Genomic DNA, 20685 nt, shown 5'->3' on the forward strand with positions numbered 1-20685 from the left:
ATCGTCAGCCATGGAGCAGCCCGAGCCGCGCCACGTCCTTGAGATGCATCGCAACCTCTTCCGCCGTCGCCCGCTCGGGCAGGCCCGGCTCGACGATGCTCGCTGCGCGCGCCTCGCCGAAGAAGGCATTCATGTCGTCGAGCAGCATGCGCTGGTCGCGCGAGCCATCGAGCAGGCAGATGAATTTCCGCACCACGGCACTGTCGAGCAGTACGGTGCGATGGCGCAGATCGGTCACTTCGGCCGCGGTCGCGGCCTGCCAGCGCGCGACCCGGCTCGCCTGCGGCCTTTCGGTGATGGTGGTCGTGAGCGGAGGCGGTTCGAGCCTGATGTCGAGCAGCCCGGCCTTGAAGATCGCGGTCAGTGCCTCTTCCAGCCGCGCGGTCTCGCGGTCGCGATCGAAATCCGCTCCCGCCTCGGCGGCGGCAACGTCCAGCGCCTGCGCGACGAGATCGGCATAGGCCATGTTCGCCGGCCAGGCCGCTCCCAGGATTCTCAAGGCCGCCTTGCAGGCCGGCAGATCCACCGAGAGCTTGACGCCTTCCGCAAAGGCGAAGCGCTCGACGCCCGGCCCTTGCTCCTCCGCGTCCTCCTGCACCGGCTGGACATCCGCGGCAAGGCAATAGGGCCGTAACGAATCCGCGCTGACGCCCCGGCGCAGCGGCACCTGCGCCCGGCACAGCAACGTCTCGCGGAAGGGCCGGCCGATCAGCAGGTCGATGGTCTGCTCGCGCCGCAGCGGCTGATCGAGGGGAATCTCCGCCAGCATCCGCTGCGCCGGCCCCTTCGAGGCGCCGTACAGGTTGGGAAATGAGGCCTCCGCCAGGAATTGCAGGCCGTGCCGCACGCCGGCATCGAGCACCTCGTGTAAGGCGAAAGCCCGCGCGATCGGATTGAGATCGTCGTGGTAGAGCACGTTGTCGGCGAGTTCTTCGATCTGCTGCAGTCGCTGGCGCAGAATGGCGCCGTGATAGTTCTCCGGATCGCTGGCCTCGGCATAGGCCTTGAGCGCCGCCCGCGCGACCCGCACCCGCTCGCGCGGATCGGCGATGTGGCGCGTCTCGAACAGCATGATGTCGCGCGCCATATCGCGGAAGCGACAGCCCGGCAGCGCGTTATAGCTGACATAGGCGACGCCCTGCGGCGCCAGCAGCTCGCCGAACAGGGCCATGATCCGCTCGCGCACCGGGTCCGGCACCCAGGAATAGACGCCGTGGACGATGATGTAGTCGAAGGTGCCGATCTCGGCCGTGACAGCGAGGATGTCGCGCTGCTCGAAGGCGATGTTGGACAGCGCGAGCTCGGCTGCGCCGGCATTCGCCTGCCGGATCGAATCCCCGCTCAGGTCGATGCCGAGGAAGCGGCTTCCGGGATGTTGCACCGCCATCGGGATCAGGTTGCCGCCGCGCCCGCAGCCCAATTCCAGCACCCGCATCGCCTTTGGCGACGCCGGCTGCATCCCGTGGAAATGCGCGATCGTCGCCAGGCGCGACGGGTGCGTCTGCGCAAAGGAATGCGCCGGATAGGCCACCGCGTCGTAAGGGTTGATCGCTGGATCGCTCGTCATCGCGACCCGCATTGCAGCCTATGGCCGCGCGCGGCGCTTCATCCATTTGAAGGAGCGTCCGGCGCCATCTCCCAAGGCGAGGCCAAGCAAGGCGCAGGCCTATGGCAAAAACATCACAATACGCCGCCTTCGGTTGAGACAATGCCCTAGGGTCAAAGACCAAGCTTCCGGAAACACTCGGCAATATCCAGCCGGCCGCGAATAGCAACGAGCCTCTGCCCGGCCTTGTTTCGGCTTGCTTCGCCTGCGGTGGAGCGCAAGCTCCATCATATGGCGGATGCCGTCGGGAATCGCAGACGCCACACAAGTCCTTGCGAGTCGTTTCGTTGACACCACAAGGGACACGAGGATGCGGATCCAGGCCTGGGCTCACGCGTTTCTCTGCGTTATGGCGGCGATGGCCTTCGCGGCCTTCGGCCTGGGCGCGACCCCGGCCTTCGCACAGCAGAAGCGCTACGCCTTCGTTATCGGCAACGGCGCCTATGCCAACGTCACCAAGCTCCCCAACGCCCTCAACGACGCCAGCGCCACCCGCGCCATGCTGCAGGATGCCGGTTTCGACATCACGCCCGCTCTCGACCTGTCGCTCGCCGGCCTGCGCGGCGCGCTCGACGTCTTCATCGACAAGGTCAGGAAGAGCGGTCCCGATACGACGGCGCTGGTCTATTATGCCGGGCATGCCGTCCAGCTCGACGGCGCCAATTATATCCTACCCACGGATATCCGCCCCGAAACCTCGGCCAATATCCCAAGTCAGGCGCTGTCGCTGAGCGAGATCCTGCGCCGTCTCGATGGCGCCGGCGCCAAGTCCAAGATCGCCATTCTCGACGCCTGTCGCGACAATCCCTTTGCTGGACGCGAACTGTCCCGCGGCCTCGCCCTCCAGATCGTCGACGGTGCCAATGACGGCGTCCGCAGCGAGGCCGGCCTCGCCCGCGTCGATTCCGGCAGCGGCACCTTCGTCGCCTTCGCCACCTCGCCAGGCTCCGCCGCGGCTGACGGCAGCGGCCCCAACAGCCCCTTCACCACGGCCTTCCTGAAGGAGGCCCGCGAGCCCGGCCTGCCGGTCGAGCAGATCTTCCGGCGCATCCGCCTGGCGGTCTATGACACGACCAATGGCGTCCAGATTCCCTGGGACACCTCTTCGCTCATCACCGAATTCGCCTTTTTTCCGCGTCAAGCGGGCGCCGCGCCGGCGCAGATCGCCATGGCCGGCAACGTGCCGCTCGCGGCACGCCCGACGCCAGCCTCGCTGCGCGGGATGTCGCCGGCCGACGCCACGCGGACCGCCATCGCCTGGGACCGGCAGGACATCTACGGGACGGTGCTCGCCGCCAATCTCGACGACCAGAGCGCCCTGCGCCTGCAGCGCATCCTCTCCCAGCGGACCGAGGAACGGGCCTGGGCCGAGACGGTGCTGGCCGGCGACGCCGAATCCTTCAAGCTCTATGCGCGGCTCTATCCGGTGTCGTCGCATGTCCAGGCCGCCATCCGGCTCGCTGAAACGGCCCCGAGCCGCAACCGCGTCCAGGTCGCCCAGACCTGCCCGGTCTGCCCTGCCCCGCCCGCGCAGCCCCGCACGCGCCGCGCCGATTACACGCCGCGCGGCGTCGCCCCGGCCCACAGCTTCCCGCGCCGGGCGCCGGCCTACACGCCGCCGCTTCCCCCGGCACAGCAGCAGGCGATGGCGCCGGCCGTGCCGATGCTCCTGCCGGAACGGCCGCGCTGGACCGGTTTCTATGTCGGCGGCTCCCTCGGCGCCGGGCGCCAGAACGGGCGAACCTCGGTCGCCGGCCCCTATGGCAGCCCGACGGTGATACCGAGCACGAACACGACGACAACTGCGACAACGACAGCGACAACAACAACGACCACCAATCTTCCGACCAACTCCTTCCCGACGACGCAGACCACCGTCACAAATACGACCGTCATCACGAACACGACCGTCTTTGGCGCCCCGGTTCCTGCTCCCAGCGCCATCGATCCGGCGGCGCTGCCCGGCCGGCTGTCGCCGGACGGCAATGGCATGGTCGGCGGCGCGCAGTTCGGCTTCAACTACCAGATCGGCGCCGTGGTGATCGGTGCGGAGACAGACCTCTCCGCCACCCGTCTGGGCGGAAGCCAGAACGCATCCGCCAATCCCAGCGGCACGCGCTTCACGACCCGCGCGGAAACCGAGCTCTCGATGCTCGGCACGGTCCGGGCCCGCGCCGGCTTCGTGCTCGGCGATTTCCTGATCTACGGCACCGGCGGCTATGCCTACGGCCTCCTGGACCAGAAGGGCTTGATCACGCCGGACAATCCGGCTGCGGTCTCGGGCGCTGCCGGCTCACGCTCACCGCTGGCCAGTGGCTGGGCCCTCGGCGGCGGCGTCGAATATGCGATCCTGCCCGGCACGACGATCCGGCTGGACTACACCCACTACGACCTCGGCAACCAGAAGCTTCCGCTACGGGACTTCACGGGGCTGGCGCCCGGCCAATATGCATCCATGCGCAGCCGCACCACTGGCGATATCCTCAAGGCCGGCTTCAACTTCGGCTTCTGAGCGAGCGCGAACCGAGCTGCACTCCCCTGCCTCTCCGTCGTGGGCGGGCCGGGTCCGCAGCGGCAAGCGCATTCATGCCGGCAGCGCCGCCTGGATGACCAGAACGCCGGCTCATGCTCGATCCAGACGATCCTTATCCAGGCGATCCTTGGACATGCGCCGGTTTGGTTGATCCAGCCCGGCGATCCTGCGAATCATTTCGCGCCTCTCCTCCAAATAGGGGATGTTTTCCGCCATCCGTTCTGAAACGCTTCAGGCGCGGCGCTGGAAATCAAGTGAATGAAACCCGGAAGCAAGCTTTCTGCAGCACTTCGGCGTGCCAGGATCAGGCGTGCGAACGCCGTCACGGAGACGTCACGGGATCGGATGCCTCCGAAAGCTCCCTATTTGCGGCTGATCGTCGTGAACAAGGCGATGGCCGGCACTGAGGCGAGGCCTGCATCAGGCGGTTCGCCGGCTCTTCAAAGCGACCGATCCCAGCTCGACGGGCACATCTGACGCTGCCTGCCCAGCCGCGGTTGCGTTTCCCCGCAGCATATCCGTTCCGGCCACTGGCGGCCGTTCTTCGGCCCCGGCACGCCATACAGGTGCAGAAGCCGGTCCGAGAGCCGGAACGCGCGAGCTGGACGCTTGACTTCCACCGCCATGATGGGGAATTTGGCGCCGGTCGCGGGTGTAGCTCAATGGTAGAGCAGCAGCCTTCCAAGCTGAATACCCGGGTTCGATTCCCGGTACCCGCTCCAGCTCTCCGATCTCCTCGATTTATCCGGCCCTTGGGGGCCGGCGCGCCTCAGGGGCCCGCCGCGTCATATAAGCGCGCCGAATAGCGGCCGGACATAAATCATAGCCCGACGCCACCGGCTCGCGCCCCGTTCCGAAACGCTCCCGCTAAGATCGCCGCGGCGCCACAACGGCGCCCGCCTGCGGATCGTTCTGCCTTCGCGGCCGGCGATCTCGCAAGCCGACAAAACGGGGAACGACGATGACCGCCTGGATTTCAGTGAACCGACATCTTCCGGCAACCGCCCTGGCAGCGGCGCTCAGCCTCGCGGCCGCGGTGCCGGCCGCCGCTCAGCAAGCCGGCATCGCGCTGCCCGCCGCGCTCAAATCGGCCGGGCACATCGTGGTCGGCATCGAGAGCACCTATCCGCCCATGGCCTACAAGGACCCGAAGACGAGCGAGCGCATCGGCTTCAATGTCGAGCTCGTCAACGCGATCGCCAAGGAGCTCGGCGTCCCGGTCAAATGGGAGGAGATGAGCTTCGAGCAGCTCATGACCTCACTGACCACCGGCCGCATCGACATGATCGGCACCGCGATCAGCGATCTGCCCTCCCGCCGCGACAAGCTCACCTTCGTCGACTACCTCGCCACCGGCGCCCAGCCTTTCGCGCTGGCGGCCAAGGCGGGCGAGTTGAAGGGCAATGTCGATCTCTGCGGCAAAACCGTCGGGGCCCCGCGCACCACGAGCTACATGCCGGTCACGGTGGCGTGGAGCGAGAAGAACTGCGCCGCCGCGGGCAAGCCGGCGATCACCGTGAACGGCACGGCGGGCGCCACGGCGACGAGGCTCGATCTCAAGCAGGGCAGGCTCGACGCTGCCGTGCTCGGACCCGAATATGTCGCCTATCTCATGGCGGATGAGCCGAACACCTATGCCTTCGTCGGCGAGTCGCTGAACAAGACGCTCTTCGGCCTCGCCTTTGAGAAGAAGAACACCGAATTGCGCGACGCCGTCGCCAAGGCGACTGCGGCCGTCATGAAGAACGGCGCCTACCAGCAGGCCTTGAAGAAGTTCGGCCTCGAGCGGCAGGCTCTTCCCGAACCCGCCATCGACGCCGGACAGTGAGCGGGCTCTTGGGCGACGGCCCGTGAAGGCCGTCGCAGGCTCCGCTTATAAGCCAGGCGAATACAGCAGCGGGATAAATCATAGACGCGCCATGGGGAGCCGCCTCGCAAGCCGGTTCCCCTCCGGTAAGATCGGACAGCGCCCCGGCACGCCCGCGCCCGCTCATCGCCTTCCGACGACCTGAAGCCATCGAGGCAAGATGATCGCTGAATCCGACAACCTCATCATCGTTCCCCGCCGGCATTTCGGCAGGATCATCGGCGCCGCCGTGGTTTGCCTCGCGCTGGCCGCGATCGTGCGCGCCTTCGCGGTCGGGCAGATCGAGTGGAACTATGTCGCCGAGTTCCTGACCGTCCAGGCCATCATGACCGGCCTCGTCAACACCATCGTCATGGCGATCCTGGCGATGCTGCTCGGCATCGCGCTCGGCGTCGTCTTCGCGGTGATGCGGTTGTCAGCCAATCCCGTGCTCTCGATGACGGCGGTCGGCTATATCTGGTTCTTCCGGGCCGTGCCGGCCCTGTTGCAGCTGCTGCTCTGGTTCAATCTCGCGCTGGTCTTCCCGACCATCGGCATACCCGGCCTGTTCTCGTTCAAGACCGTCGAGGTGATGACGCCCTTCGTCGCGGCACTGCTCGGCCTCGGCATCCAGCAGGGCGCCTTCACCGCGGAGGTGGTGCGCGCCGGCCTGCTCTCCGTCGACAACGGCCAGTACGAGGCGGCCCAGACGCTCGGCATGACGCGGCTCAAGCTGCTGCGGCGGATCATCATGCCGCAGGCCATGCGCGTGATCGTGCCGCCGATCGGCAACGAGTTCATCGGCATGGTGAAGCTCACCTCGCTGGCGAGCGTCATCCAGTTCGCCGAGATCCTGCACAGCGCGCAGAACATCTACTACGCCAATTCGCGGGTCATCGAGCTGCTGATCGTCGCCGCGATCTGGTACCTGGTCGTCGTCACCGTCCTCAGCCTGATCCAGGGTCGGATCGAGGCCTATTACGCCCGCGGCGTCGCCGCCCCGGCGCAGCGCTGAGGGCTGGCACGATGACCGACATCCTGACCCAGACCGCCCTCTCCGAAGTCCGGACGGTCGACCCCGACCATCTCGCCGGCGCCCCTCTCGTCCTCGCCCAGAAGGTCGAGAAGCAGTTCGGCACGCTCAAGGTGCTGAAGGGCATCGACCTTGCGATCCCCAAGGGCGAGGTGCTCTGCATCATCGGCCCCTCCGGCTCGGGCAAGAGCACCTTCCTGCGCTGTATCAACCAGCTCGAGCGCATCGATGGCGGCGCGCTCTGGGTCTCCGGCGAGCGCGTCGGCTACCACCGCGAGGGCAACAAGCTTTATGAGCTCGACGACGCGGCGATCGCCCGCCAGCGCCGCTCGATCGGCATGGTGTTCCAGCGCTTCAACCTGTTCCCGCATCTGACAGCCCTGCAGAACATCATTGAGGGACCGGTGCAGGTGCTGGGCGAGCCGGCCAGGGAGGCGACCGCCCGGGCGCTCGCCCTGCTTGAGCGCGTCGGTCTCGCCGACAAGCGTGACGCCTATCCCTCGCAGCTTTCCGGCGGCCAACAGCAGCGCGTCGCGATCGCCCGTTCGCTCGCGATGCGCCCCGAACTGCTGCTCTTCGACGAGCCGACCTCGGCGCTCGATCCGGAACTGGTCTCGGAGGTGCTCAAGGTGATGCGCGATCTCGCCGAGACCGGCATGACCATGATCTGCGTCACCCATGAACTCGGCTTCGCCAGGGATGTCGGCCACCGCGTCGCGTTCATGGACCAGGGCCAGATCGTCGAGCTCGGCGATCCCCGCTCGGTCCTGGTCGATCCGAAGGAAACGCGCACCAAAGCCTTCATCAACGCCGTCAGACATTGATCAAAAAGGGGAAAGCCATGTCGAAGACATCCATCCTGCTCGGCCTGTCGGCCATCGCGCTCTGCGCCGCGACGGGCCTCGCCCAGGCCCAGAGCCTGCCGGCACGCATCCTCGAGAAGAAGACGCTCTCCGTCGCCAATGTGCCGAACTACCCGCCGCTGGAGTTCAAGGACCCCAAGACCGGCACGCTGACCGGCCTCGACATCGATCTCGGTAACGCGCTGGCCAAAAAGCTCGGCATCACCATCAAATGGGAGGAAATCAGCTTCGAGGGCATGATCCCGGCGCTGACCACCGGCCGCGTCGACATGATCCTGTCGGGGATGAGCGACCTGCCGAGCCGTCGCGAAACGCTCGACTTCGTCGATTATCTCGCCTCCGGCGCCCAGTTCTACACCAATGCCGACCGCAAGGACGAGTTCAAGAACCTCGCGGACCTCTGCGGCAAGAAGGTCGGCGCCAGCCGCCGCACCTCCTTCCCGAAGGAGATGGAAGGCTGGAGCAAGGAAAACTGCGAGGCCAAGGGCAAGCCCGCACTGCAGATCGTCGGCACGGAAGGCTCGGCCGACGCACGCACCCAGCTCCGGCAGAAGCGGCTCGACGCCGCCGTCCAGGGCAGCGAGACCCTGCCCTATCTGATGGGCCAGGAGCCGGGGAACTACGCGATCCTGGGGACGCCCTTCACCACCGTCTATCAGGGCCTCGCCTTCGCCAAGAAGGACACCGAATTGCGTGACGCCGTCGCCAAGGCCTTCGCCGAAATGCTCGCCGATGGCAGCTATGCCGCCGTGCTGAAGAAATGGGAGCTGGCCGACGCCAAGGTCGACAAGCTCATGATCAACGGCGAAACCAAGAACTGAACCCGAGTACCAACCGCTCCCATCGCGCCCCGCTCCGAGGTGGGGCGCTTTCTCGCGAAAGACGCCTGTCATGCTGACCGATTTCCCCCACCGCATCGCCAATCTCTCGGACCCGGCCCCGGACTATCCCTGGCCGGCCGGCTACCGATGCGCGGTGTTCCCCGCCTTCGACGTCGACGCCGAGACGGCCTGGCTGCAATACGACGCCAAGAACACCGACCGGCTGGTGACGCTCTCCTTCGGCGGTTACGAGGAGCGGGTCGGCGTTCCGAAGATCCTCGATCAGCTCCGCGCGATGGAGATCAAGGCGACCTTCTTCATCCCCGGCTGGGTCGTCGAGGTCCATCCCGGGATGTGCGAGGCCATCGTCAAGGACGGGCACGAGGTCGGCCATCACGGCTACTCACATAAGCGGCCCGACCCCGCCGATTTCGCCGTCGACAAGGAGGAGATCGACAAGACGCTCGATATCTTCAAGCGCATCCTCGGCGTCACGCCGGTCGGCTACCGCGCGCCCTCGGGCGAGAACTATGACGAATTGCTCGGCTATCTCCGCGAGAAGGGCATCGTCTACTCCTCCTCCTTCCGCGACGACATCCGACCCTATCGCCACAAGCTGCGCGACGGCTCGAAGGGCCCGGTCGAATTGCCGGTCAACATGTCCTTCGATGACTGGCTCTACGGCCTGTCGCAGCGCTTCAGCCCGCGTCCGATGTTCCCGAAGGAGCATGTGCTCTCGATCTGGAACGACGAGCTCGACCAGACCCGCGAATGGGGCGGCCTCGTCTCGATGGTGATGCACCCTCAGGTCTCGGGGAGGCCCATGCGGATCGGCATCATGCGCGAATTCCTGGCCCGCGCGCGCGGCTTCGGAGACGTCTGGATCGCGACCGGCCAGCAGATCGCCGAGCATTTCCTCGCGCAGGAAAAGAAGGCGAAGGCCTGAAGCACACGCAACGCCGTCATCCCGGCCGCAGCGAAGCGGAGCGCCGGGATCCATCGTAGAGCTCCGGAGCCTTACGATGGATCCCGAATCTGCGCTGCTCCGCAGCTTGTCCGGGATGACGGCGCTCTTCGAAGAAGCCAAGCGCAAACGAGACAGCCATGACCACCCGCATCCGCAATGCCGACATCGTCATCGCCTATGACGCGGCGGCCGACGACCATGTCTATCGCCGCAATCTCGATGTCGTCTTCGACCAGAGCGGCATCCTGCATCTCGGCGGTGGCTTCACGGGCGAGGTCGCGCGCGAGATCGACGGCGCTGGCTTCATGGTCATGCCCGGTCTCGTCGACATCCACTCCCATCCGTCGAGCGAGCCCGGCAACAAGGGCATGACCGACGAGGTCGGCACGCCGAAGCTCTACAACTCGTCGCTCTACGAGTTCCTCTGGCTCTTCCGTGCCGATGCCGAGGGCATCCCGCATCTCAACCATGTCGCCTGGTCGGAACTGCTGATGTCCGGCACCACGACACTGGTCGACCTCTCCTTCCCGAGCGAGGGTTGGCTCGACCGCGCAGCGGCCTCCGGCCTGCGCATGGTCATGGCGCCGATGTACCGCAACGGTCGCTGGTTCACCCGCAACGGCTATCAGGTCGAATACGAGCTCGACGATGCCGCCGGCCGCAAGGCGATGGAAGACGCCTTCAAGGTGATCGACGCCGCGCTCGCTCATGAATCCGGCCGGCTCTCCGGCCTCGCCTGCCCGGCCCAGATCGACACCTGCACGGAGGAGCTGTTCCGCGCCTCGATCGCCGCCGCCAACGAGCGCAACATCCCGATCCAGACCCATGCCGGCCAGTCGATCAGCGAGTTCCACGAGATGGTCCGCCGCAGCGGTCTCTCGCCGATCCAGTGGCTCGACAGCGTCGGCTTCCTCGCACCCAATGCCTCGATTGCCCATGCGATCTTCCTTGACGACCACCCCTGGGTGCGCTGGCCGACGCGCACGGATCTGGCGCGCCTCGCCGAGACCGGCACCTCCGTCGCGCATTGCCCGACCGTATTCGGCCGGCGCGGCTTCACGTTGCGTGACCTCGGCCGCTATCTGAAGGCCGGCGTCAACATCGGCATCGGCACCGACACCTTCCCGCATAACATGCTGGAGGAACTGCGCCATGCGGGCGTCTATGCCCGCATCACCGGCGAAAGCCATGCGGTGGTGACGACCGGACAGGTCTTCCGCGCCGCGACGCTGGGCGGCGCCAGGCTGCTCGGCCGCGACGATATCGGCCGCCTCGCCAAGGGCGCCCAGGCCGACCTCGTCATGGTCGACCTCACCCATCCGATGATGCGCCCGACGCGTGATCCGCTGAAGAGCCTGATCAACGCGGCCGCCGACCGCGCCGTCTCCCATGTCTTCGTGCAGGGCAAGCAGGTCGTCGCCGACGGCAAGGTCCTGACCATGGACTATCAGGCCGCCTCCGATGGGCTGGAACAGGCGCAGCGGCGCGCGCTCGCCAAGGCCTCCTCGCTCGACTGGGCCGGGCGCTCGGTCGACGAGCTCTCGCCGCCCAGCCTGCGCTGGGCCTGAGCACGTCTCACGAGTCAGAAAGCTGGCATATGATTTGCTGACCGAATAGTGTGGGCACACTCTATTTGGACCGATCATATGAACCTTCGCCAGATCGAGCTTCTGCGGGCGGTCGTCCGCTGTGAGACGACGGTTCGCGCCGCGCAGGAACTGGGGCTGTCGCAGCCGGCCGTCAGCAACGCGATCAAGCATCTCGAAAGCCAGGTCGGCTTCCCGCTGTTCGAGCGCGTCAACAACCGCCTGTTCCCCACAGCCGAGGCGCGCACGCTCTACGAGGAATCCGAGCCGATCTTCACCCTGCACGCGGCCCTCGAGGCCAGGGTGCAGGATATCAAGGAGAATCGCGCCGGCCATATTCGCATCATCGCGACGCCGCCTCTGGGCTATGGCGTGCTGCCGGCAGCGCTGCGCAATTTCCTGGTCAAGCGACCGAAGGTCAGGGTCTCCTTCGACGTCCGGCGCTTCGAGCATGTGCTGGAAAGCGTCGAGAACGGCACGGCGGAGCTCGGCTTCGTCATGGGGCTGGACGATGATCGCGGGCTCGATGCCGAGACGTTCTTCGCCGGCGACATGGTTTGCGTCATGCGGCCCGAGCATCCTCTCGCGGCCAAGGCGACGATCACGCCTGACGACCTGCGCGACGCGCCCTATATCGCCCTCGAACAGGGCACGCGCATGGGCACGATCGTCCGGCGCGCCTTCGCCCAGGCCGATGTGCCCCATCGCTTCTCCGTGGAGGTCCGCTATTGCAACACGGCCTGCGTGCTGGCGGAAAGCGGCGTCGGCGTCGCGGTGGTCGATCCGCTGTCTCCGGTCTTCAGTGGCCATTACGACCTGGCCATCCGCCCCTTCGTGCCGGCTTCGGAGGTCAGGGCCTCGGCCGTGCGCTCGCGCAAGCGCCCGATCTCGCGTGCTGCCGACGCCTTCCTGCGCGAGGTCCGGCTGGTGGCTGCGGAAACCGCAGCCAAGCTCGGATCCGGCTGAGCGCGCGCGTGCTATTCAACGCACGAATGACACCCCGGAAATCCGCATAGATGGCACCATTGTCTGGCCAGGCACGCTGGCCCAAGGTTTGGTGCCGGCTGCCGGCGACACGTATCATGAGACACCGCGCAGGCTCGATCACCGCCGCTTCACGGCTGGGCGCGTGATGGGGCCGCAAACCACAGCCCACCGGATCGAGATGACTGCAACAGCCAGGACGCCCCACGCTGATACGGCGATCGCCCAGGCCGTCGCCGCCCAACGCGAATGGGTGGCCGCCCTCTTCGATCGGCTGGCTGCCGGCAGCCGCGACGAACCCGGCGTCACGCGCGACACCTACGGCGCAGGCGAGGATTTCGGCCACCGCCTGCTGGCGGAACACGGCAAGGCGCGCGGGCTCGCCGTCTCGCATGACTTTGCCGCCAACACCTATGTCAGCCTGCAAGGCCGCGAGGCGAACGCCCCGCGCATCCTGATGGGATCGCATCTCGACAGCGTCCCGCATGGCGGCAATTTCGACGGCGCGGCGGGCGTCGTCGCCGGGCTCGTCGTCATCGAGACCTTGCGCGCACTCGGCATCGCGCCGCGCTGCGACGTCACCGCCATGGGCGTAAGGGCCGAGGAAAGCGTCTGGTTCCAGGTTTCCTATATCGGCAGCCGCTCGGCGCTCGGCGCGCTGCCGGATGGCGCGCTCGAAGCGAAGCGCATCGACGATGGCCGCGTGCTCGCTGCCAGCATCGATGCCAGTGGCGGCGATTCCGCCGCGATCCGCCGGCGCGAGCGCCATCTCGATCCCGCCACGATCCGGGCCTTCCTCGAAGTCCATATCGAGCAGGCGCCGAGCCTCGTCGAATCCCGTTTGCCGGTCGCGATCTGCACCGGCGTGCCCGGCAATTTCCGCTATCCCGATGCGCGCATCGTCGGGCGGCACGACCATGTCGGCACGCCCCGCCGCTTCCGCCGCGACGCCGCAATGGCCGGGGCCGAATTCGCGGTGATGCTCGACCGGCTCTGGCAGGAAGAGGAGCAAGCGGGCTTCCCGATGGCGGTGACGCTCGGGCGCTTCCACACCGACCCGGCCGTCCATGGCCTGACCACCGTGCCCGGCAGCTTCGCCTTCAGCCTCGACGTGCGTGCCTATGATCCGGCCGTGCTGGAGCGGGTCGAGGCGAAGATGCTGGCCGGCATCGGCGAGATCGAGGCGCGCCGGCGCGTCAGCTTCGAGCTCGGCACGCGCGCCAGCGCCGCGGTCGGCCCGGTCGATCCCGGCATCGTCGCCGGGCTGGAGGCGGCAGCAGACCGACAGGGCATTCCGACGATGCCGCTGGGCAGCCCCGCTTCCCATGATTCCGCTGCCTTCGCCGCCGCCGGCGTGCCCATCGCCATGCTGTTCGTGCGCAACGAGCACGGCAGCCATAACCCGCTGGAGGCGATGGAGATCGACGATTTCCTTGCGGCCTGCACCATCCTGGCGGATTGGGTGGTGCGAGAGGTCGCCTGAGCCCGCCGGCAATGCCATGCTGAACCATAGACCTGCCAGATCGGACCCTTCGCGATGAGCCGCCGTCCCCGCATCCTCGTCATCAACCCCAACTCCAACGAGATGGTCACCGAGGGCCTGCGGCAGGCGCTGGTGCCGCTCGCCTTTGCCGAGGGACCGGAAATCATCTGCGAGAGCCTGCGCGAAGGGCCGATCGGCATCGAGACGCAGGAGCATGTCGAAAGCGTCACCCTGCCGCTGCGCCGCCGGGTCGAGGCCGCCAACGACGTCGATGCCTTCGTCATCGCCTGCTATTCCGATCCCGGCCTGCACGTCGCCCGCGAGGGCACGGCCAGCCCGGTCTTCGGCATCGCCGAATGCGGCGTGCTGACGGCGCTGACGCGGGCGGACCGTTTCGGCGTCATCGCGATCAAGTCGCGCTCGATCCCGCGCCACATTCGCTATCTCCGCCAGATGGGGCTGATGGACCGGCTCGCCGGCGAGCGCCCGCTGGAGATGTCGGTGGCCGAGAGCGCGTCCGGCGAAGGCACGCTCCAGCGCATGATCGCGATCGGCACCGAGCTCAAGGAGCTGGACGGCGCCGGCGCCATCGTGATGGGCTGCGCCGGGATGGCGCGCCATCGCCGGCCGCTGGAGGATGCGCTGGGCATCCCCGTGATCGATCCGACGCAGGCCGCGGTCGCGATGGCGATCGGCACGCTGATGGTGCGTTGAAGAGGACGAGGGTAGATGACGGCGAACTATGATCTGGTCATTCGCGGCGGCACGGTCGGCTCCGCGACCGGCAGCTTCCGGGCCGATGTCGCGGTCAAGGACGGCAAGGTCGCCGCTCTGGGCCTCGGCCTCGCGGCAGGCGCCCGCGAGATCGACGCGACGGGCAAGCTCGTCCTGCCCGGCGGCATCGATACCCATGCCCATGTCGAGCAGGTCTCGGCCGGCGGTTTGCTCAATGCCGACACCTTCGAGAGCGCCACGACCTCGGCCGCTTTTGGCGGCAACACCACGCTGATCTCTTTTGCCGCCCAGCATCGCGGCCTCGATCTGCGCAAGGTTGTCGACGACTACGCAGCCCTCGCCCGGCGTGGCGCGCTGATCGACTACGCCTTCCATCTCATCGTCGCCAATCCCGATCGCAAGACGATCGAGCAGGATCTGCCGGCGCTGATCGGCGAGGGCCATGCCTCGATCAAGGTCTTCATGACCTATGACCTGATCAAGGTCGACGACGAGCCGCTGCTCGACCTGCTGCTGACCGCCCGGCAGAACCAGGCCCTGGTCTGCGTCCATGCCGAGAACCACGGCATGATCTCCTGGATGGGCAAGAAGCTCGTCGAGAAGGGCTATGTCGCACCGAAATACCACGCGATCAGCCATCCGCGCGGCTCCGAGGCCGAGGCCTTCAACCGCCTGATCACCGCGGCCGAACTGCTCGACCAGCCGATCATGATCTTCCATGTCTCGACCGCCGAAGGCGCGCAAACGATCCGCGATGCGCGCGGTCGCGGCCTCAAGGTCTTCGCCGAGACCTGCCCGCAATATCTCTTCCTGACCCGCCACGATCTCGACAAGCCCGGCCTGGAAGGCGCGAAATGGATGTGCTCGCCGCCACCGCGCGAAGAGTCCGATCAGGAGGCGCTCTGGCAGGCCCTGGCGCTCGGCGACATCCAGACGGTCTCCTCGGACCATGCGCCCTATCGCTTCGACGAGACCGGCAAGCTCTCGGCCGGCCCGAACCCGAATTTCAAGCAGATCGCCAACGGCCTTCCCGGTCTGGAGACGCGATTGCCCCTGCTCTTCGACGCACTCGTCTCGAAGGGCCGGCCCGAATTCGCCGGACGCGGGCTCGACGCCTTCGTCAACCTGACCGCGACCGCTCCCGCCGCGATCTACAACCTGCCGGGCAAGGGCGCACTCCTGCCCGGCTACGACGCCGATATCGCGATCTGGGATCCGGGCAAGCAAGTAACCATCACCGATGCGGCGATGCATGACCTGACCGGCTTCACGCCCTTCGCCGGCCGCAGCGTCACCGGCTGGCCGGAGCGCGTTCTCGTGCGGGGCGCGGAGGTCGTGGCCGACGGTACGGTGCATGCCAGGCCCGGCTCCGGCCGCTGGCTGCCGCGCGAAGGCGGCCCGGCAGCCACCCCGACCGGCAGGCTCGTCGCCGACATCGACCCACAGCGGAATTTTGGTGCCGCGATCCTCGATTAGAAACGCGCCTCTGAGGGCATGCTCGGTCTTCTGGGTACCACCCCGTCATCCCGGGCTTGGCCCGGGATCCATCGAAGAGTTCCGGGCTGGGCGGTTCACGAACCGTGTGGGGTCCTCGCCGGCATCCTGAACGGCAGGCGGCAGACGAACCTCACTTCAGCTTCGTCTTCGTGGCCGGGAAATCGCGCCAGAAATGGCCGCTGCCTTCCCGGATGACCACGTCCTGCGGCAGGATCTCGAAGGGCGTGTGGGCCGGCAGGGCGCGCAATTCGTCGAAACGGGTGGTGAAATCGCTGCCCCTGAGCAGGTCGAACAGATCCTCGAAGCGATCGATGACGAAATAGGTCGCCTGGAAATCATCGATGTAATAGCCGGTGCGCAGCACGCGCTCGAGATCGAAGGCCAGGTGGTGGGCGGAAGGGTCGTCCACCACATATTTCGCTTCGCCGAAGGACGAGACGATGCCCGCGCCATAGATGCGGATGCCCTCGGGCTTGCGGATCAGCCCGAATTCGATGGTGTACCAGTTGAGGCGGGCGAGGAACTTCACCCCCTTGGTCTCGACCGCGACAAGCCCGATGCGGCCGTACTCGTTCATGTAGTCGGCATAGGCGGGGTTGGTCAGCAGCGGCACGTGGCCGAAGACATCGTGGAAGATATCGGGCTCCTCCAGATAGTCGAGCTGCTCACGGCTGCGGATGAAGGTGCCGGCCGGAAACTGGCGGTTGGCAAGCATCTGGAAGAAGGGACGCGAGGGGATGAGCCCCGGCACCGCCACGACTTCCCAGCCGGTCAGCCGCCGCAGCCGCTCGTTCATGCGCGCGAAATTCGGCACGCCTTCGGGGCCGATGCCGAGCGCGGCGAGACCATCGAGATATTCCTGGCAGACATGGCCTCGCAGGGTCCGCTGCTGGCGCTCGAACAGCACGCCCCAGATGGCGTGGTCCTCAGGGGTGTAGTGCTCCCAGCCCTGGTCGATGATGCAGTCCTCGACGGTCTGTGCGTTCAGAAGAGCATGTCCGGACATCGCTTTCACTCCTGAGAGCCGGCCCGACTCCGGCTGCGAGGCTCCATATCGTCATAACGAGCGAGATGGCCTCCCAGATCCGGCGGCGCCGTGAGCGAAGTCAGAATAGGCGCGTTTCGGTCGCGGAGCGATGAGCGGCTGGCTTCCGCCTCGCGCGACCGCGAAGGCTGTCTGTCGCCCGAAACAGGGCACTATTACGCGCCCTCTGGAACCCGCCTCGCATCGACAAAGGGCCTGCGGCAAAGGATTGCGCTTGTGGCGCCCACGCCCGTTTCAGCCGGCGGGGCGAGCGAAAGCGGAACGGTCTCTTGCGACATGCCTGCCCGCGCCGGGTCGTGCCTCCAATACGCCGTCGCAGACCACGACCTGCCCTCGAACGATCGTCGTCACGGGCCATCCCCTGACCGCTATCCCCTCATAGGGCGTGTAGTCGCTGCCATGGTGGAGCAGGGATTGGCCGATCGTGACCTCGCGCTCGGGGTCCCAGATGGCGATGTCGGCGTCCATGCCGACCGCGATCGAGCCCTTCTTCGTCAGCCCGTACATCTTCGCGTGATTGGTCGCCGACAGCGCGACGAACTGGTTCAGGCTGATGCGGCCCTTGCCGACCCCTTCGGAGAACAGGATCGGCAGGCGCGTCTCGACACCGGGGATGCCGTTGGGCACCCAGCGGAAGGAGGTGCGTCCCTTCGGATTGAGCTTGCCGGCGGGATCGTCATAGCGGAACGGGCAATGGTCTGACGAGAAGGTCTGGAAGACACCGTTCTGGAGCCCCTCCCAGCAGGAGGCCTGGCTGGCATGGTCACGCGGTGGCGGCGAACAGACATATTTCGTCCCCTCCATGTTGAGCCCGTCCATGTCCGCCTCGGTCAACACCAGATACTGCGGGCAGGTCTCGCCATAGACCTTGAGGCCACGCGAGCGGGCCCGGGCGATCTCCTCCATCGCCTCGCGGTTCGAGACATGGACGATCATCACGGGCACGTCGATCAACTCGGCGAGCGAGATCGCCCGATGCGTCGCCTCGCGCTCGACCGGGATGGGCCGCGAGGTGCCGTGGAACTTCGGCGCGATCTTGCCGCCCTGTTCCAGACGCTGCGTCAGGAAGCGGATGGCGTCGTAGTTCTCAGCATGGACCATGACGAGCGCGCCGGTCTCGCGCGCCACGCTCATGACCTGCAACATTTCGTAATCGGCGAGCGCCAGCCCCTCATAGGTCATGAAGACCTTGAAGGAGGTGTAGCCATCCTCGATCAGCGCCGGCAGATCCTGGCCCAGCACCTGCTCGCTCGGTTCGGAGATGACGAGATGGAAGGAGACGTCGGTATAGCAACGGCCTTCGGCCTTGGCGTGGTAATCCCGAAGGGTCCGGCGCAGCGGCGTGCCCTTCTCCTGCACGCAGAAGGGCATCACCGTCGTATTGCCGCCGAACGCGGCCGACAGCGTGCCGCTGGCGAAATCATCCGCCATGACGATGCCCTCGCCGCTCGGCTGCGAGATATGGACATGGCTGTCGATGCCGCCCGGCAGCACGAGCTTGCCGGAGGCGTCGATTCTGCGATCTGCCGCGCCGAGATCGTGGCCCAGCGCGGCGATACGTCCCTCGCGAATGCCGACATCGCAGTTGAAGGTGTCGGAGGCGGTCGCAACCGTGCCGCCGGCAATAATCAGATCATAGGACATCGGCTTCCTCACTCTGCCGCGATCGTCGCTTCGCGCGACGCCCGGGCGATCTCCTCGCGAAGAACGTCGTCGAGCGACGGCCCCACCGCTTCGCAGAGCGTCGGCCGCAGGCGCGTCTCCACAAGCGAAAGATGCGTCGTCATCGCCTTGACGGCCTTTCCGCGCTCGCGCGCCGCCAGAGCCCGGAAAATGGCGCGATGCTCCTCGCAGCCGCAGGCCGATCCGGCGGTGGTCTCGTAACGCTTCACCAGCATCAGCGTGCGGCTGATCAGTTCGTGCGCCTGCCGCTGCACCAGCGGATTCTCCGTCATCTCAGCGAGCAGGAAGTGGAATTCGGCCGATAGGCGCTGCCATGTCGGCTGGTCGTCCTGGCGCAACGCCTCCCCCTCGGCTTCGACATGCCGGCGCAGCCGCGCGATCTGCGCCTCGCTCAGGTTTTCGGCCAGATGCGCGGCCATGCCGCTCTCGAGAATGCGCCGGGCTTCGTAGACCATATGGCTCTCGCGCAGATCGGGCTCGATCGTGAAGGCACCGCGATTCTTGATGATGTCGAGCAGCCGCTCGGCACCGAGCCGGTGGAGCACCTTGCGGATCCGCTCGCGGCTGACGCCGAAGATATCGGCCAGCCGATGCTCGCCCAGCTTGACGCCTCCGGGCAGCCGGCCGGCGCGCAACACCCGTGTCAGGATCGCGTGGATATCGCCTTCGTTCATGTCGCGATTATCGCCTCCGCACACCGAAACGCCAATCGTGACGCTGCCCGTTCTTTCGGCAAGGACATGTGAATATGAAGCACAATAGTAGCGCTATTGTGCACAAAATAACCTTTCACGGACGCATATCCCGATCCATCGACGGCGTCGGGAAAGTGATCTAACCAATTGCTATAAAACAAGTTTATTGAAACGCCGCCGTCGGCGGCCACCTTGGCATGCCGGTTGCTGAAGGGATTGCGCACTCTTTGCCGAAAGGACCGATCATGGATGCCTTCGCCCTTGCCCGCCCGAGCCGTCGTTCCATCCTCGCCGGCACCGCCGCGCTGATCGCCATGCCGTCCGTTCTGCGCGCCCAGACCAGGGAGCTCGTCGTCGGCGGCGCTGCCGGCCATAAGCCCTGGGTCGAGCAGATCGTCGTCCCAGCCTTCGAGAAGAAGTATAATTGCAAGGTTATCTTCGAGGGCACGCGTTCGCTCGTGAACCTGGAGAAGATGCAGAAAAACAAGGACCGGCAATACATGTCCGTCGTCCAGATGGACGACCCCGTCATGATCCTGGCCGTGAAGGAAGGGCTGCTCGACCCGCTGACGCCGGCGAAGGCGCCGAACATGGCCGATCTACTGCCCGGCTCCACCCATATGGACGGGATGTGGGCGAACTATCTCCAGCCCTGGCTCGGCATCGCCTACAACAAGACCGCGGTGAAGGCGCCGCCCGTCTCCTGGGCCGAGCTGTTCGATGCGACGTATAAGGGCCGCGTGATCATCCCCTCGTTGCAGAATACGGAGGGGCTGCCGATCCTGTTCGCCGCCGGCCTGCTGACGGGCGCCTCGCTCGATGCCGCGCAGAAGGACACTGATGTCGGCTTCAAGAAGCTCGCGACCCTCAAGGCCAACCTGCTCACGATCTACACCCAGCAGCCGCAGGCCTATAACCTGCTCGAGCAGGGCGAGGCCCATCTGATCGGCCCCGCCATGTCGTCCTATTGTCTGGAGCGCAAGGCCGCCGGCGCGCCGATCGATCTGGCTGCACCCAAGGAAGGCGTCTTCGCCATGCCCTCCGGCATCGCCGTCATCAAGGGCGCGCCGCAGCCGGAGCTCGCCTTCGCCTATGTCAACGAGCTCCTTGGCGCGGAGCTGCAGGGGAAGCTCGCCGGACCGACCTTCTCGCTCGCCACCAACAAGGCGGTGCCGAAGCCGGAGGGGCTGGGTGCGGACGTCAAGATTTTCCAGATCGACTGGGCCAACGTTGCCGCGCAACGCAACGACTGGATCAAGCGCTGGGACCGCGACATGGCGATCTGATCGATCCCTTGCCTTCGATGGC

Annotated in this window: 16 protein-coding genes and 1 tRNA gene; 13 read left to right on the forward strand and 4 right to left on the reverse strand. The window is 66.4% G+C overall.

Annotated elements, in window-relative coordinates; all coding sequences use genetic code 11:
• Window positions 1-4: 4 nt before the first annotated feature.
• Window positions 5-1567: a methyltransferase domain-containing protein gene (locus tag GY40_RS02125; protein WP_197062688.1), complete on the reverse strand. Its 1563-nt coding sequence runs from the start codon at window positions 1565-1567 to the stop codon at window positions 5-7.
• 349 nt (window positions 1568-1916) lie between these two features.
• Here GY40_RS02125 and GY40_RS26370 point away from each other — a divergent pair, with 349 nt between their 5' ends.
• From GY40_RS26370 to hydA (GY40_RS02185), 12 genes are all read left to right on the forward strand, one after another.
• Window positions 1917-4118 (forward strand): caspase family protein, encoded by a 2202-nt coding sequence (locus GY40_RS26370; RefSeq protein ID WP_197062689.1) that lies wholly within the window; start codon window positions 1917-1919, stop codon window positions 4116-4118.
• Window positions 4119-4787: 669 nt separating this feature from the next.
• Window positions 4788-4861 (forward strand) — tRNA-Gly (locus GY40_RS02135).
• A 239-nt stretch (window positions 4862-5100) separates the two neighbouring features.
• Window positions 5101-5967, forward strand: coding sequence for an ABC transporter substrate-binding protein (locus tag GY40_RS02140; protein ID WP_051987433.1), 867 nt, complete (start codon window positions 5101-5103; stop codon window positions 5965-5967).
• 199 nt (window positions 5968-6166) lie between these two features.
• Entirely contained in the window at window positions 6167-7000 is an 834-nt protein-coding gene (locus GY40_RS02145; protein WP_038358332.1) for an amino acid ABC transporter permease, read from the forward strand.
• Window positions 7001-7011: 11 nt separating this feature from the next.
• Window positions 7012-7842 (forward strand): amino acid ABC transporter ATP-binding protein, encoded by an 831-nt coding sequence (locus tag GY40_RS02150; RefSeq protein ID WP_038358334.1) that lies wholly within the window; start codon window positions 7012-7014, stop codon window positions 7840-7842.
• 17 nt (window positions 7843-7859) lie between these two features.
• Window positions 7860-8702: an ABC transporter substrate-binding protein gene (locus GY40_RS02155; protein WP_038358336.1), complete on the forward strand. Its 843-nt coding sequence runs from the start codon at window positions 7860-7862 to the stop codon at window positions 8700-8702.
• Between the two features lie 70 nt (window positions 8703-8772).
• Window positions 8773-9648 (forward strand): polysaccharide deacetylase family protein, encoded by an 876-nt coding sequence (locus GY40_RS02160; RefSeq protein ID WP_038358337.1) that lies wholly within the window; start codon window positions 8773-8775, stop codon window positions 9646-9648.
• Between the two features lie 158 nt (window positions 9649-9806).
• A complete protein-coding gene (locus GY40_RS02165) occupies window positions 9807-11237 on the forward strand; it encodes an amidohydrolase family protein (protein WP_038358339.1) in 1431 nt (476 codons plus the stop codon).
• A gap of 78 nt (window positions 11238-11315) precedes the next feature.
• The gene (locus GY40_RS02170; RefSeq protein ID WP_038358341.1) at window positions 11316-12221 is read left to right on the forward strand and encodes a LysR family transcriptional regulator; all 906 of its coding nucleotides are present in this window, start codon (window positions 11316-11318) and stop codon (window positions 12219-12221) included.
• 199 nt (window positions 12222-12420) lie between these two features.
• On the forward strand, window positions 12421-13722 hold the full coding sequence (locus GY40_RS02175; protein WP_038358343.1) for a Zn-dependent hydrolase: 1302 nt from the start codon (window positions 12421-12423) through the stop codon (window positions 13720-13722).
• Between the two features lie 54 nt (window positions 13723-13776).
• Window positions 13777-14436: an aspartate/glutamate racemase family protein gene (locus GY40_RS02180; RefSeq protein WP_038358345.1), complete on the forward strand. Its 660-nt coding sequence runs from the start codon at window positions 13777-13779 to the stop codon at window positions 14434-14436.
• A gap of 15 nt (window positions 14437-14451) precedes the next feature.
• Window positions 14452-15933: a dihydropyrimidinase gene (gene hydA, locus GY40_RS02185; protein WP_038358346.1), complete on the forward strand. Its 1482-nt coding sequence runs from the start codon at window positions 14452-14454 to the stop codon at window positions 15931-15933.
• Window positions 15934-16084: 151 nt separating this feature from the next.
• Here hydA (GY40_RS02185) and phhA read toward each other — a convergent pair whose 3' ends face one another.
• The 3 genes from phhA to GY40_RS02200 form a co-directional block, all read right to left on the reverse strand.
• Window positions 16085-16960: a phenylalanine 4-monooxygenase gene (phhA, locus tag GY40_RS02190; protein WP_051987434.1), complete on the reverse strand. Its 876-nt coding sequence runs from the start codon at window positions 16958-16960 to the stop codon at window positions 16085-16087.
• Window positions 16961-17233: 273 nt separating this feature from the next.
• Window positions 17234-18643 (reverse strand): dihydropyrimidinase, encoded by a 1410-nt coding sequence (gene hydA, locus GY40_RS02195; protein WP_038358348.1) that lies wholly within the window; start codon window positions 18641-18643, stop codon window positions 17234-17236.
• 8 nt (window positions 18644-18651) lie between these two features.
• Window positions 18652-19356 (reverse strand): GntR family transcriptional regulator, encoded by a 705-nt coding sequence (locus GY40_RS02200; protein ID WP_051987435.1) that lies wholly within the window; start codon window positions 19354-19356, stop codon window positions 18652-18654.
• A gap of 266 nt (window positions 19357-19622) precedes the next feature.
• On the opposite strand from GY40_RS02200, the gene GY40_RS02205 reads away from it, so the two are divergent.
• Window positions 19623-20663, forward strand: a complete 1041-nt coding sequence (locus GY40_RS02205) for an ABC transporter substrate-binding protein (protein ID WP_038358350.1) — start codon at window positions 19623-19625, stop codon at window positions 20661-20663.
• Window positions 20664-20685 lie beyond the last annotated feature (22 nt).

It is taken from the genome of Allobosea sp. UNC402CLCol (assembly GCF_000745475.1).
GTDB classification, from domain to species: Bacteria; Pseudomonadota; Alphaproteobacteria; order Rhizobiales; family Beijerinckiaceae; genus Allobosea; species Allobosea spartocytisi.